Here is a 14,419-nt window from a genome sequence, read left to right as displayed (position 1 = left end):
CAGTCGGTGTTCCTGACGGAGTACGCGAAGGTCGGCGGCACCAACGCGGTCGTTCAGCTGCCCGGCAGTGTGACCGAGCTGACCGACGGCGGCACCAGGCAGACCACCACGCACCCGACGCCGGTCGACGAGTTCTTCGCGAACAAGCGGGCGCACCTCGAGGAGATGCGGGAGCGCAAGCGCCCCATCATCGAGGCCGAGAAGGCCTCCTGGCGGCACCCGGAGATCGACGTCCTGGGCGAGCTGAAGAAGCGGATCGAGCCGCTCCTCGAGGAGTCTCTCTACATGGCCAAGGGCGTCGGCGGGCCGGTCCGCTTCGACCTGGTCTCCTACGACGGCGACGAGATCGAGTCGATCGTGGTCGACTTCCCCGGCAAGCAGGTCCGGTCGTATGCCGACGAGAAGGTCCGTTACCGCTTCAAGATGCAGCGGGAGCTGATCGAGCACCTCATCTTCATCGACGAGGGCGACTGGGTGAACTCGCTGTTCCTGTCGTGCCGCTTCTCCGCGGCCCGGATCGGGCAGTACAACGAGTTCGTCTACGCGTTCTTCAAGTGCCTGTCCGAGGAGCGCCTGCAGTACGCCGAGGGCTGGTACGACGAGCATGAGAAGGCCGTCGACGCCGAGGACATCCAGTTCGGCGACTGGACGGTCCAGCGGCGCTGTCCGCACCTGAAGGCCGACCTGTCCCGTTTCGGTGTCCTCGACGGCAACGTCCTCACCTGCCAGCTGCACGGCTGGAAGTTCGACCTGCCCAGTGGCCGATGCCTCACCGGCGTCGGCCACAAGATCCGGGCCAGCAAAGAGTCCTAGACGGCAAGATCCTTGAGGATGCGGCGGGCCGCGTTGTGGCCCGCCGCGCCGATCACACTTCCGGCCGGGTGTGCACCGGCCGAGCCGTGATACAGCCCGTCCAGCCCGGTGAAGTACGGCATCCGCTTGTCGAACGCCACCGTGTTGTCGACATGGTGGATGTGGCCTCCGGTGATCCCGAAGTGCCGCTCGATCCCCGGCGGCGTGAGCGGGAACACGTCCGCCACCAGCTCCGAGGTGCCGGGGGCATACCTGTCGCAGAGGGCGAGCAGCCTGTCGACGTACGCCGGAAGCTCCTGATCCCAGGACGAACCCGCGGGCTCGAAGGGCACCGATTGGACGAACAACGCCGAGGAATGGTGTCCGGCCTCGTCGCGAAGCGACGGGTCGACGGTGGTGTGCAGGTACCACTCGACGGTCGGCTCGGCCGGCAGGACACCGGCCTGCACATCGGCCCACATCCGCCGCAGGTTCGTCATCGGCGACTCGTCGCCGGGCAGCAGATGGATCGTCGAGCCGAACGGTGACGGCGCGCCGGCCGGCAGGCAGTCGAATCGCGGCAGGTCACGCAGCGCGAGGTTGACCTTGAGGGTGCTGCCGGGCCGCTTGACCGAGGCCATCCGCTCGGTCAGACCGGCGGGCAGAGAACCTTCAGGGACGAGACCCATCAGCTGGTACGGGTCACAGCCGCCCAGAACGACCCGGGCCGAGACACTCCGCCCGTCGGCGAGCACCACACCACTGGCGGCGCCGCCGTCGACGGTGACCGCGGTCACCCGGGCATCCGTGAAGATCCGCGCTCCGGCGGCCCGCGCCGCGTCGGCGAAGGTCCGTGACACGGTCCCCATCCCGCCCTCGGCGATCAGCCAGGTGCCGTCCGAGCCGGGCAGCCGGCACATGTTGTGCACGAGGAAGTTGTGGCCCGTGCCGGGGTCGTCCGGCCCGGCGTTGAGCCCGGACAGGCCGTCGGTGACCGCGTACATCGCGACCAGCAGCTCACTGGCGAACCCGAACCTGGCCAGGTAGTCGGCGACCGAGCCGCGTACCAGATCGAGGAAGGTGCTCTGCAGCTGCGGCCGGATGTGCCGGTCGGCGATCTCCTCGACGGGTGCCGGCTCCTCCAGCCAGGCGGGCGCCAGATCGGCGCGGATCGCGCCGATCTCGACGGAGAGGGCCTCGTCGGCGTCCGCGTCACGTTTGCTGAGCTGTGCCCGGTTGGCGGCGGCGTCACTGCCGAAGAGCAGGTACGGCGAGCCGGCGCCGACACCGGGCAGGAAGTAGTGCGGATCGCGACGCAGGGTGGGGATGTCCAGGTCCAGCGTCCGCAGCAGCTCGGGCGGCATCAGCCCGAGCAGGTACGAACCGGTGGACTGGCCGAGGCCGGGAACCTTGGGGAAGGGGTGTTCGGTGCGGGTGGCGCCGCCGATCACGCCGGCCGCCTCGAGCACGACGACGTCGAGGCCGGCGCGGGCGAGCAGGATCGCGGAGACGAGGGCGTTGTGACCGGCTCCGATGATCACCACGTCGGAACGGTCCGGGATGGGGGTCATGGTTCGCGAGGTTACCTGTCGATCGCTTTCGGTGAACTCGCCGAATCATCCGATAAATGCGTCTTGACGGCCCGGGTCGCCGCGAAACCGGCGAGCAGCACCACGTGGAACAGGTAGAGCCACAGTCCGATCGCCACCACCGCGCCCACCTCGGTCAACCCGCCGAACGGCACGCCCAGGTCCAGCGGCAGGGACGAGAACAGCACGGCCCCGTGCAGGAAACCGGACAGATTCGCGGCGGTGAACGAACCGATCAGCACGGTGGCGAGCCACGGCGGACGACCCGGGGCGACGTACCGGAACACCCATATCACCACCGGCGTGAGCAGCAGCCAGATCGCCAGGAACGAGAGCACCACCCCGAGCGCCGACCACCAGCCGCCGCGCACCCACAGACCGCTCGTCGTCGGCAGGCCCAGCAGCAGCGACAGCAGCAGGGCCGGTGCGGCGGCGAGCAGCGGCAGCCACAGGATCCGCCCACGCCAGCCGACCAGCTTCTCCCCGGGCCGGGCGATCGACGCGAACGCCCGGCGCAGGCCCTCGCCGTACAGCGTGGCCGGCAGCAGGCTCGCCAGCGCCAGCATCGGGGTGAGGTGCAGCCCGGCGTCGATGAGCGCGTTCAGTGCACCCGGCGCGCCGATCTCGTCCGGGAGCGCGGCCAGGGTCCGGCCGGTCAACTGGCGTACGCGCTCCGCGCCCACCGCCAGCCCGGTGATCCAGACAGCCAGCAGCGCCACCGGCACCACCGCGATGCCGCTGTAGAAGGTGATCGCGGCCGCGTGCAGCGCCACGTCCTTGCCACGCAGAGGTCGGAACAGGGCGGTCACCACACGCTTGAGCACGAACGGCTAGTACCCGATCGAGTCACGTTGTGCACAGACCAAGGCTGACCGGCGGGCGGGTGCGGCCGTCCGGGAAGATGGGCGGCATGCGTGACCTCGTTCTGCTCGGCTCGACCGGGTCCATCGGCACCCAGGCCATCGACATAGTCCGCCGCAACCCGGACCGGTTCCGGGTGGTGGCGCTGGGCGCCGGCGGCGGCAACGTCGAACTGCTCGCCGCTCAGGCCCTCGAGCTGGGCGTCGACGTGGTGGGTGTGGCCCGTTCCTCGGTGACCCAGGATCTCCAGCTCGCGTTCTACGCCGAGGCGCAGAAGCGCGGCTGGGCCACCGGCGACTTCAAACTGCCCAAGATCGTGGCCGGCCCGGACGCGATGACCGAGCTCGCCCGCTGGCCCTGCGACGTGGTCCTCAACGGTGTGGTCGGCAGCCTGGGCCTCGCCCCGACGCTCGCGGCGCTCTCCGAGGGCCGCATCCTCGCCCTGGCCAACAAGGAGTCGCTGGTCGCCGGCGGGCCGCTGGTCCGGCGGATCGCCAAGGAGGGGCAGATCGTCCCGGTCGACTCCGAGCACTCGGCGCTGGCCCAGTGCCTGCGCGGCGGCACGGCGGCCGAGGTGCGGCGGCTGGTGCTGACCGCCAGCGGCGGCGCCTTCCGCGGGCGGCGGCGCGAGGAGTTGGCGAACGTCACACCCGAGGAGGCGCTCAAGCACCCGACCTGGGACATGGGGCCGGTCGTCACGATCAACTCGGCCACCATGGTCAACAAGGCGCTCGAGGTGATCGAGGCCCACGAGCTGTTCGGGGTGTCGTACGACGACATCGAGGTCATGGTCCACCCCCAGTCGGTGCTGCACTCGCTCGTCGAGTTCACCGACGGGTCGACCCTGGCCCAGGCCAGCCCCCCGGACATGCGGCTGCCGATCGCCCTGGCCCTGGCCTGGCCGGAGCGGGTGCCGGCGGCGGCCGCCGCGGTGGACTGGACACAGGCCCACAACTGGGAGCTGCGTCCGCTGGACGAAGAGGCCTTTCCAGCGGTACGGCTGGCGAAGGAGGCCGGTCGTGCCGGGCGCTGCCTGCCGGCCGTCTACAACGCGGCCAACGAGGAGTGTGTGGCCGCTTTCGTCTCGGGTCGGCTACCTTTTCTGGGCATCGTCGACACGCTGGAACAGGTGCTGGCGGCGGCCCCGGATTTCGCGGAGCCGGGTACCGTCGATGACGTGCTTGCCGCCGAAGCGTGGGCGCGTGCCCAGGCACAACGGACAATCGAGACTGTGGCTGAAGGAGCCTGATGCTGTTCTGGCTGGGGTGCGCAGCCTTCGCGCTGACGATTCTGATCTCGGTGAGCCTGCACGAGCTGGGTCACATGATCACCGGCAAGCGCTTCGGGATGAAGGTCACGAAGTACTTCGTCGGCTTTGGTCCGACCATCTTCTCGTTCCACCGCGGTGAGACCGAGTACGGCCTGAAGCTCATCCCGCTCGGCGGCTTCTGCAAGATCGTCGGCATGACGCCGCAGGACGACGACGTCGCTCCCGAGGACCAGCACCGCGCCATGTGGCGGTTCCCGGTGTGGAAGCGGACCATCGTGATGGGCGCCGGCTCGGCCGCCCACTTCGCGCTGGCCCTGATCGGCGCCTGGATCATGGCGTGGACCATCGGCCTGCCCAACATCGACCTGCCGCAGACCGCCGAGGAACAGCGTGCCGCCCCCGCGATGATCGGTGTGGCGCCCTGCATTCCCACGTCGCTGTCGGACAAGAGCGAGAAGTGCGTCCCCGGACAGGCGAGCGGCCGGGAGGGCCCGGCAAAGGCGGCCTCCCTCAAGACCGGTGACGTGATCACCAAGGTCGGCGCCACCCCGGTCGGCAACTACGGGGAGCTCACCGACGCCATCCGGGCACAACCCCCGGGCAAGACGATCTTCGAGTACGTACGGGACGGCCAGGCCGCTTCGACGACGGTCGACCTGCTCCCCGCCGAACGACGGCCGGTGGGTGACCCGGACGGCCCGGTCAGCCAGGTCGCGGTCGCGGGTGTGAGCTGGGAGACCGACCAGCCGCTGGTGGTCGACTACAGTCCGGTCGGCGCGATTCCGGCCTCCGGCGCCTTCAACTGGTACCTGGTGGAGAACTCCATGAGGGCCATGGCCCGGATCCCGGAGAAGATCCCCGCGCTGTGGAACTCGATCACCGGTGACCAGCGTGACCCGGACACCCCGATCAGCGTCGTCGGGGCCAGCCGGATCGGCGGTGAAGCTCTCGAGAAGGGTGTGCCCGAGGTCTTCTGGCAGGTCTTCATCTCGCTGAACGTGTTCATCGGGCTGTTCAACCTGCTGCCGTTGCTACCGGTCGACGGCGGGCACATCGCCATCGCCTGGTTCGAAGCAATTCGCTCGTGGCTCTACAAGCGTTTCCGCCGGCCTGATCCAGGGCGGGTGGACTACTACAAGTTGATGCCCGTGACGTACGCGGTCATCCTCATCGGTGGGGCGTTCACCCTCCTGACCGTGACCGCCGACATCGTCAACCCGATTTCGATCTTCAAGTGAGTTGAGTAGCTGTGAAAGTTATTCACGACGGCGAAGACCTTGGACCTCAACTCGCTCTCACCGCAACTCAAGGAAGGTCGTGAATAACTTTCAATGACTGCGATCAGTCTGGGAATGCCGGCCGTACCCCCGCCGCCGCTGGCCCCGCGCCGACAGAGCCGCCAGATCAACGTCGGTGGAGTGCTGGTCGGCGGCGGCGCCCCGGTCAGCGTCCAGTCGATGACCACCACGCTCACCTCCGATGTCAACTCGACGTTGCAGCAGATCGCCGAGCTCACCGCGGCCGGTTGCCAGATCGTGCGGGTCGCCGTGCCGTCCCAGGACGACGTCGAGGCGCTGCCCGCGATCGCCAAGAAGTCGCAGCTCCCGGTCATCGCCGACATCCACTTCCAGCCGAAGTACGTGTTCGCCGCGATCGACGCCGGCTGCGCCGCCGTCCGGGTCAACCCGGGCAACATCCGGCAGTTCGACGACAAGGTCAAGGAGATCGCGAAGGCGGCCGGTGACGCCGGGATCCCGATCCGGATCGGCGTCAACGCCGGCTCGCTGGACAAGCGGCTGCTGGAGAAGTACGGCAAGGCCACCGCCGAGGCGCTGGTCGAGTCGGCGCTCTGGGAGTGCTCGCTCTTCGAGGAGCACGGCTTCCGTGACATCAAGATCTCGGTCAAGCACAACGACCCGGTGGTCATGATCCGGGCGTACCGTCAGCTAGCCGAGCAGTGCGACTACCCGCTGCACCTGGGCGTGACCGAGGCCGGTCCGGCGTTCCAGGGCACGATCAAGAGCGCTGTGGCGTTCGGTGCGCTGCTGGCCGAGGGTATCGGCGACACCATCCGGGTCTCGCTGTCCGCGCCGCCGGTCGAGGAGATCAAGGTCGGCAACCAGATCCTGGAGTCGCTGGGTCTGCGTGAGCGCGGCCTGGAGATCGTCTCCTGCCCGTCCTGCGGCCGCGCCCAGGTCGACGTCTACACCCTGGCCGAGCAGGTCACCGCGGCGCTCGACGGCTTCCCGGTGCCGCTGCGGGTCGCCGTCATGGGCTGTGTCGTCAACGGCCCGGGTGAGGCCCGCGAGGCCGACCTCGGCGTGGCGTCCGGCAACGGCAAGGGCCAGATCTTCGTCAAGGGCAAGGTCATCAAGACGGTGCCCGAGGCGATCATCGTGGAGACCCTGGTCGAGGAGGCGCTGAGGCTCGCCGACGAGATGGGCGCCGACCTCCCCGACGAACTACGCGAACTGCTCCCCGGCCCGACGGTGACCGTGCACTGACCTGAGCCGCTCCAAGACGAACACCTGCCAGCCGGTGGTGAGGCAGTCGATTCCCGTCCTTCCGCAAGAACCGCGGACCCTCGGCGATTCGACCGCCTCATCACCGGCGGCTTTTCTCCAACTGCGCGCCGCGTGCGGCCCCTCTCGTTACGGGTTTGCCCGCTGCCCGCTGCCCGCTGCCCGCTGCCCGCTGTCCGCTGTCCGCTGTCCGCTGTCCGCTGCCGGCTGCCCGCCGTCCGCTGCCCGCCGTCCGCTGCCCGCTGCCCGCTTTCGTTTGTGGGTGTCGTCCCGCTTGTCGCGCGTCGCCCAGCTGCGCCGCAGGCCGTCCTGATCGGCCAGCCGGGCCTTGCACACCCTTCCCGGCGCGGGAAGCAGCCACAGGGCACAGCCGGCCTCCAAAACGGGGCCAGGATGATCGTCCAGCACAGCAATGTCGCGGTTATCGAAATCCTGGCCCGTCCATGCGGCGCGCGGGGCTGCGGCGTGCGCGGTGCGCGGGCGCGCGCGGGGTGCGCGGGATGCGGGTGCGCGGGGTGCGCGGGATGCGGGCTTGCGGGTGCGGGCTTGCGGGGTGCGCGGGATGCGGGTGCGCGGGGTGCGCGGGGTGCGCGGGATGCGTGCGCGGGGCGCGGGCGGGGCGTGCAGGGTGCGGCGTGCCGGGGTGACGGCTGCTCAGAACAGGATCGTGGCGAAGCTGCCTGCCGAGACGAAGCCGCAGTTGGCGTAGACCCTGCGGGCTGAGGTGTTGTAGTCGTTGACGTAGAGGCTCACGGTCGGCGCGACCCGGCGTAGCGCGTCCGCCACGACGGATGCCATCGCGCTGGTTGCCAGGCCCTTGCCCCGGTACCCCGGGTGCACCCAGACGCCCTGCACCTGCGTGGTCCGCCGGGTCACGATCGCCAGCTCGGCCTTGAAGACGACCAGGTCGCCGTCGAAGCGTGCGTAGGCCCGTTTGCCCTTGACGAGCTCGGCGATCCGCCGCCGGTATCCGCGTCCGCCGTCGTCCTGAGTCGGGGAGACTCCGACCTCCTCGGTGTACATCGCCACCGCTGCCGGGAACAGCTGGTCGACCTCGCCGGAGCGGACCAGGCGTACGTCGGGGTCGGGCCGGACCGGCGCATCCCGGTCGGTCACCAGCAGCGGCTGGTGTGGCCGTACGTCGCGGGCCGGACCCCAGTTGCCGCCGAGCCGGTCCCACAGGTCGAGCACCGCCTCGGAGCGGCCGATGATCGATGAGCAGATCCGCGGCTCGGCGCCGAGCAGGTCGGCGAAGGCCGCGGTCGCGGGTGGGGTCGCGCCGACCGGAACCAGGTGCGCCCCTGACCAGATGATCGACTCGATCTGGCGGCGCGGCTCATAGCCGTAGATCCGCCCGTCGGAACGCCACCAGTTCAGGCCGTGCGCGGCCACGCGCTCCGCGATCTGGGCGCCCGCATAGGGATCGGCGTCGAGGATCCGCTCGACGGCCGCGCGCTCGGGCTCACCGAGCTGACGAATGGGCACCGTCAACACAGGTACCACATTGCCAGATGCGGGGCCGTCGACACGTATCGCAACCCCGCGATCCCAGAAACCCTTGTCGGCGACACGTTGCCGATATATCGTCTATCTATCGGCGAAAGAACGGAGAAGATCATGCGACACATGCATGGAGGGCGTGGACACGGTTGGCCGGGCGAGTTCCGTCGGCGTGGTTTCGGGTTCCCGCCCGGATTCCCCTTCGGCGGTCCCGGTGGCCCGGGCGGGCCGGGATTCCCCCCACCCGATTTCGGCGGCCGGCCCGGCCAGCGGCGAGGCCGCGGTGGCCGGCAGAACGTCCGGCCCGCCATCCTGGCGCTGCTCCTCGAGCGCCCGATGCACGGCTACGAGATGATTCAGGAGCTCGACTCCCGGACGGGCGGCATCTGGCGTCCGAGCCCGGGCTCGGTCTACCCGACACTGCAGTTGCTGGAGGATGAGGGCCTGATCGAGATGACCGCCGAGGGCGGTCGCAAGAGCTACCGGCTCACCGAGGACGGTCGGCCCGAGGCCGAGATCGCCGCTCAGAATCCGCCCTGGGCCCAGATCGGCGCCGACACCATGTCCCAGGTGCAGGACTTCCGCGACGCGGCCGTCGGCATCATGGGCGCGCTCAAGCAGGTCGGTTTCAGCGGCACCCCCGAGCAGCGCCAGAAGGCGCTCGAGGTGCTCAACGAGACCAAGCGCAAGCTCTACGCGATCCTGGCCGAGAGCGAGTGACAGGACGAGCCGAGAGCGAGTGACAGGAAGGACGCACGAACCGCGTCCCACGACGGCCACGGCCACCTACGCTCGATGATGCTGGCGAAACAGGCGGCAACAAGGGCGAGGTGCGGCCATGAGCGAACCCTCCGATGCCGTGGTGACGGGTCTTCTGGAGGCGGCGCCCGACGCGATCATCGCGGTCGACCGCGGCGGGCGCATCGCTGTCGTGAACGCGCAGACCGTCCGCATGTTCGGCTACGAACGGTCGGAGCTGCTCGGGCAATCCATCGAACTGCTGGTGCCCGAGCGGTTCCGCGGCCGTCACCCGGGGCACCGCCTCGCCTACCTCCGCGACATGCGTCCCCGCCCGATGGGCGCCGGAGTCCCCCTCGCCGCCCGACGCCGTGACGGCAGCGAGTTCCCGGCCGAGATCTCGCTCTCCGCCCTGGAGAACGGCGGCATGATCGTCGCCGCGGTCCGGGACGTCAGCGACCGGGTCCGCCGGGAGGCCAAGTTCCAGGGGCTGCTCGAGGCCGCGCCCGACGCGATCGTCGGCGTCGCCGCCGACGGCCGGATCACCCTGGTCAATGCGCAGGCTGAGCGGCTGTTCGGATACCCGCGCACCGAGCTGCTCGGCCAGCCGATCGAGACGCTGGTCCCCGAGTCGGCGCGGATCGGACATCCGGAGAAGCGGCGCCGATACTTCGCCGACCCACGACCCCGGCCGATGGGTTCCGGCAACGCCCTGCGCGCCCGTCGCCGCGACGGCACCGAGTTCCCCGCCGAGATCAGCCTCTCCGCCTTGGAGACCGAGGACGGGCTGATCGTCTCCGCGGCCATCCGGGACGTCACCGAACGCATCGAGGCGCAGGCCGAACGCCAGCGTCTGGAGGCCGAGGGGGAGCGCCTCGCCGCCGCCGCCGAACGGGAACGCCTCGAAGCCCAGCTGCAGCAGTCCCAGCGTCTGGAGAGCCTGGGACAGCTCGCCGGCGGCGTTGCGCACGATTTCAACAACCTGCTCGCGGTGATGCTCAACTACGCCAGCTTCGTGGCCGAGCAGATCCAGGAGGCCGCCGACGCCGATCCGGCGGGCGCCTGGCCGCAGGCCTCCCGCGACCTGCAGCAGGTGCTCCGGGCCGGGCGGCGCGCCACCGAGCTCACCCATCAACTTCTGGCCTTCGGCCGCCGCGAGGTCGTACGCCCACGCGTGCTCGACCTCAACGGCGTCATCCGCGAGGTCGAGCAGCTGCTCCTGCGCACTCTCGGCGAGCACATCCAGCTGCACGCCGATCTGGACCGGCGGCTCCGGCCGGTGCTCGCCGACCCCGGCCAGATCGAACAGGTGCTGGTCAACCTGGCGGTCAACGCGCGCGACGCGATGCCCGGTGGCGGCACGCTCACCGTCCACACCGGCAACCACGAGGTCACCGCCGAGGAGTCCCGCCGGATGCGGCCACCCGCCCCGCCCGGCCGTTACGTGTGCCTGCGGGTCGCCGACACCGGCAGCGGCATCCCGCCCGAGGTGCTGGAACGCGTCTTCGAGCCGTTCTTCACCACGAAACCGCCCGGCGAGGGCACCGGACTCGGCCTGGCCACCGTGTACGGCATCGTCACCCAGGCCGGGGGCCACGCCTCCGTGTACTCCACCGTCGGCGCCGGAACGGTCGTCACCGCGCTGTTCCCGATCACCGAGGAGCGGCCGGCCGCGGTCCCGGCGCTGGCCGGCCCGGCTCAGCTCCAGCGTGGCGGCGAGACCATCCTGGTGGTCGAGGACGAGGAGGCGCTGCGGGCCGTCACCGAGCGCATCCTGACCCGCCACGGTTACCACGTCCTGAGCGCCGGCGGCGGCCCGGAAGCCCTCAAGGTCGCCCTGGACCCGAGCTGCCACATCGACCTGATGCTCACCGACGTCGTCATGCCCCAGATGCACGGCCGTCAGCTGGCCGAACACGTCCGCGACGCCCGGCCCGGGCTCCCGGTCGTCTACATGTCCGGGTACGCCCAGCCGTTCATCACCGGCGAGGGCACTCTGGAACCCAACACCATCCTGATCACCAAGCCGTTCACCCAGGCCGAACTCCTCGAACGACTCCGTGAGGCGCTGGACCGGTCGTGATGGGGCCGGCGGGTGCCCCAGGGCGGCGAGGCGAGGCGCTGGACCGGGCCTGATCAGGCCCCGAGGGCGGCGATCAGCTCCATCAGGGCCGGCAGGCCGCCGCGCTCGAGTTCGGGCGTCGGGGTCAGCGCCATGACCGGAATCGTGATGCCGGCATCGGCGTAGGCCTGGACCCGGGCCCGGCACTCGGCCGGGGAACCGTGCACGATCAGCTCGTCGACCAGCGAATCCGGGATGGCGGCCAGCGCGCCCTTGCGATCGCCGGACTGCCACGCCTCCCACATGGGCGTGAGCACCTCACCGCGTCCGAGCCAGCGGTGGAAGGCCGCATAGGCGGGAACCGTCAGGTAGGCGGTGATCATCCGGCGGCCGACGGTACGGGCGTACGCGGCGTCCTCGGTCGGGATCACGAAGATGCGGGCGGCTACGTCGAAGTCCGTCGTCGCCTCCTTGGTCTCGGCCAGGGCGGTCGTCACGTCGGCGGCGGAGAGCCAGTTGAGGATCACCCCGTCGGCCTCGGCGGCCGCCAGGCGCAGCATGCCGGGGCGGAGCGCGGCCAGCATGATCCGTGGCGGGGTCGCCGGCGGGCGCTCGAGCTTGAACCGGCGTACCGAAAAGGTCTCGAAGTCGCCGTTGACCAGCTCACCGGCGAGCGCTGAACGCACGAACCGGAGCACGTCCCGGCTGCGGGCGAACGGCCGGTCGAAATCGACGGCGTTCCAGTCGCCGACGACCACCGGCGAGGAGGCGCCGATGCCGAGCTGGAAGCGGCCCGGAGCAGCCTCGGCGAGCGCCGCCGCGGTCATCGCCAGCAGGCCCGGCCCGCGGGTGAAGACCGGGGCGATGGCGGTGCCCAGCCGCAGCCGTGGCTCCCAGGCGGCGGCCAGCGTCAACGGGGTGAACCCGTCGGTGCCGGCGACCTCGGCCGTCCAGACATCGGTGAAACCCGCATCGGCCAGGCCTGAGAAGACGGCGGAGTGCTCGGAGAGCGGAAGGCCGCCGAACGGCACGGTCATGCCCCATCGCATCGACATGCCCTTGATCCTGCCGGGCGGCACGGCGTGGTGTCCACCGGGTCGGCCAAGCCCGGTGGACACCGTGGATCAGCCGACCGGAGTCGGGTTGCGCCAGGCGGTGGCGAAGGAGGTCCGCCCGTTGGTGCGCAGCAGGGAGCCCTGGTAGATGCGGGCGCCTGCCAGCAGGGTCAGTGCCGTGGTGGCCAGCAGGATCACGAGGGCGAGGTACGGCTCCCACGCGGCCGCCTCGCCGCTGAAGACGCGAGCGGGCATGGCGATCGGCGCGGAGAACGGGACGTACGACAGCACGGTCATCGCGAACGGGTTCTCCTGCAGGCTGAGGACCAGGAAGAACGGGATCATCACCATGAACTGGAGCGGGGCGGAGGTGGCGTTCACGTCCTCGAGCCGGGCCGCCAGCGCGCCGACCGCGGCCCACAGGGTGGCGAGCATCAGGAAGCCGATCACGAAGAACGGCAGGAACCAGCCGATGGTCGGGATCAGCGCGTCGATGAGCGGGCCGCCGACGTCGGCCACCCGCATGCCGATGACGCCGAAGGTGACCAGCAGGGCGAGCTGCCCGAACGCGAGCAGCGTCATGGCGGCGACCTTGCCGATCAGCAGGGCCCGGACCGGGACGCTGGAGACGAGGATCTCGACGATCCGGGTCTGCTTCTCCTCGGTGACACTCTGCGCGATCTGTACGCCGAACGTCAGTGTCGTCAGGAAGAACAGGAACGACAGCACGAACGGTACGAGGAACCGGGCGGCCTCGTTGAGCGCGTCGGGGTCGAGGAACTCGACCGGCGGCTCGACGCTGAGCGCGGACACCACGTCCTGCGGCGCGTCCTCGAGGGCGAGCACCACGGGCCCGTCGACGACGGCGGCCGACACCTCCTCGTCGCGGACGAGCTGTTCGGCGGCGGCCCGGTCGGCGACCACCTGAACGTCGAGGCCGGCCTGCTCGAGGGCGGCCACGTGGGTGGCGCCGACCACGGCGACCTTGTCGGGGCCGCCGTCGAGGAGCATGGGCAGGAAGACACCGAGTGCCGTGAAGAAGAGCAGCAGCACCGTACCGAAGAGGAATGCCTTGTCGCGTAGTTTGACCCGGATCTCCCGGCCCGCGACGAGTTTGGCGGCTTCGAACGTGGTCACTGGATCACCTCTCGGAAGATCTCGGCGAGCGACGGGCGGACCGGGGCGAACGCTCGGACCGGGCCGCGGGCCAGGGCGGAGCGCAGCACGGCCTGGTCGTCGGTACCCGGGTCGAGGTCGAAGACGGCCCGGCGGCCGTCGAGTTCGAGCAGGGTGACGCCGGGTTCGTCGCGCAGCCAGCCCGCGTCGGACTCGACCTCGACCGAGTAGCGGGGGAGCGTGTACTGCTCGCGCAGCCAGGTACGCGATCCGGCGGCCCGGATGGTCCCGTCGGCGATGATCGCCAGGTCGTCGCAGAGGCGTTCGACCAGTTCCAGCTGGTGGCTGGAGAAGAGCACGGCCGCGCCGGAGCGGGCCCGCTCGCGAAGCACGGCCAGCACGGTCTCGACCGCGATCGGGTCGAGGCCGGAGAACGGCTCGTCGAGGACCAGCAGCTCGGGGTCGTGCACGAGGGCGGCGGCGATCTGGGCCCGCTGCTGGTTGCCGAGCGACAGCTTCTCCACCGGGTCACCGCCCCGCTCGGACAGCTCCAGGCGTTCCAGCAGCGCGGTGGTGCGGCGCTTGGCGTCGGCGGCGCTGAGACCGTGCAACCGTCCCAGGTAGACGACCTGCTCGACCACGGTCATCTTCGGGTAGAGGCCGCGTTCCTCCGGCATGTATCCGAACTTCTGCCGGTCCTCACGGGTCACCGGCCGGCCGTGCCAGGTCACCTGGCCGCTGTCGGCGGCCAGGACGCCCAGGATGATCCGCATGGTGGTGGTCTTGCCCGCGCCGTTCGCGCCGACGAAGCCGGTCAGCCGGCCGGAGTCCACCGTGAACGACACGTCCTTGAGGACCTGTCGCTCGCCGAAGGTCCGGTTCACGGCCTCCACGTTCAGGACGGTTGTCATGCG

General features: G+C 70.2%; 12 protein-coding genes. 6 read left to right on the top strand and 6 right to left on the bottom strand.

Annotated features, from left to right (window positions below; translation table 11 throughout):
• Positions 1–813: Rieske (2Fe-2S) protein (locus CLV67_RS18225; protein ID WP_146169216.1), on the top strand; the 813-nt coding region annotated here is incomplete at its 5' end.
• Here CLV67_RS18225 and CLV67_RS18220 read toward each other — a convergent pair.
• Both CLV67_RS18220 and CLV67_RS18215 read right to left on the bottom strand, forming a co-directional pair.
• Positions 810–2,363 carry a phytoene desaturase family protein gene (locus CLV67_RS18220; RefSeq protein ID WP_106319816.1) on the bottom strand — a complete coding sequence of 518 codons (1,554 nt, stop codon included), beginning with the start codon at positions 2,361–2,363 and terminating at the stop codon, positions 810–812. The genes CLV67_RS18225 and CLV67_RS18220 overlap by 4 nt on opposite strands.
• 11 nt (positions 2,364–2,374) lie before the next feature.
• Entirely contained in the window at positions 2,375–3,205 is an 831-nt protein-coding gene (locus tag CLV67_RS18215) for a YhjD/YihY/BrkB family envelope integrity protein (protein ID WP_239165974.1), read from the bottom strand.
• A gap of 77 nt (positions 3,206–3,282) precedes the next feature.
• Between CLV67_RS18215 and dxr the strand changes: the two genes are divergently transcribed.
• From dxr to ispG, 3 genes are all read left to right on the top strand, one after another.
• Positions 3,283–4,491, top strand: a complete 1,209-nt coding sequence (dxr, locus tag CLV67_RS18210) for a 1-deoxy-D-xylulose-5-phosphate reductoisomerase (protein ID WP_106319814.1) — start codon at positions 3,283–3,285, stop codon at positions 4,489–4,491.
• Complete coding sequence (locus CLV67_RS18205) at positions 4,491–5,750, top strand: M50 family metallopeptidase (protein ID WP_106319812.1); 1,260 nt, start codon at positions 4,491–4,493, stop codon at positions 5,748–5,750. The genes dxr and CLV67_RS18205 overlap by 1 nt, the downstream gene beginning before the upstream one ends.
• 93 nt (positions 5,751–5,843) lie before the next feature.
• On the top strand, positions 5,844–7,016 hold the full coding sequence (ispG, locus tag CLV67_RS18200; protein ID WP_106319810.1) for a flavodoxin-dependent (E)-4-hydroxy-3-methylbut-2-enyl-diphosphate synthase: 1,173 nt from the start codon (positions 5,844–5,846) through the stop codon (positions 7,014–7,016).
• 672 nt (positions 7,017–7,688) lie between these two features.
• Here the strand turns inward: ispG and CLV67_RS18195 are convergent.
• Positions 7,689–8,528, bottom strand: a complete 840-nt coding sequence (locus tag CLV67_RS18195; protein ID WP_106319808.1) for a GNAT family N-acetyltransferase — start codon at positions 8,526–8,528, stop codon at positions 7,689–7,691.
• A 132-nt stretch (positions 8,529–8,660) separates the two neighbouring features.
• Here CLV67_RS18195 and CLV67_RS18190 point away from each other — a divergent pair, with 132 nt between their 5' ends.
• Positions 8,661–9,254: a PadR family transcriptional regulator gene (locus CLV67_RS18190; RefSeq protein ID WP_106319806.1), complete on the top strand. Its 594-nt coding sequence runs from the start codon at positions 8,661–8,663 to the stop codon at positions 9,252–9,254.
• Between the two features lie 118 nt (positions 9,255–9,372).
• Entirely contained in the window at positions 9,373–11,355 is a 1,983-nt protein-coding gene (locus CLV67_RS18185) for a hybrid sensor histidine kinase/response regulator (RefSeq protein WP_106319804.1), read from the top strand.
• 53 nt (positions 11,356–11,408) lie between these two features.
• Here CLV67_RS18185 and CLV67_RS18180 read toward each other — a convergent pair whose 3' ends face one another.
• From CLV67_RS18180 to CLV67_RS18170, 3 genes are all read right to left on the bottom strand, one after another.
• Positions 11,409–12,389 carry an LLM class F420-dependent oxidoreductase gene (locus CLV67_RS18180; RefSeq protein WP_239165971.1) on the bottom strand — a complete coding sequence of 327 codons (981 nt, stop codon included), beginning with the start codon at positions 12,387–12,389 and terminating at the stop codon, positions 11,409–11,411.
• 69 nt (positions 12,390–12,458) lie between these two features.
• On the bottom strand, positions 12,459–13,526 hold the full coding sequence (locus CLV67_RS18175) for an ABC transporter permease (protein WP_106319802.1): 1,068 nt from the start codon (positions 13,524–13,526) through the stop codon (positions 12,459–12,461).
• A complete protein-coding gene (locus CLV67_RS18170) occupies positions 13,523–14,416 on the bottom strand; it encodes an ABC transporter ATP-binding protein (RefSeq protein ID WP_106319800.1) in 894 nt (297 codons plus the stop codon). Before CLV67_RS18170 ends, CLV67_RS18175 begins: the two co-directional genes overlap by 4 nt.
• Positions 14,417–14,419 lie beyond the last annotated feature (3 nt).

The organism is Actinoplanes italicus (assembly GCF_003001815.1).
Taxonomy (GTDB): Bacteria; Actinomycetota; Actinomycetes; order Mycobacteriales; family Micromonosporaceae; genus Actinoplanes; species Actinoplanes italicus.
The sequence above is the reverse complement of the archived record's forward strand: the minus strand, read 5'-3'. Positions and strand labels throughout refer to the sequence as shown.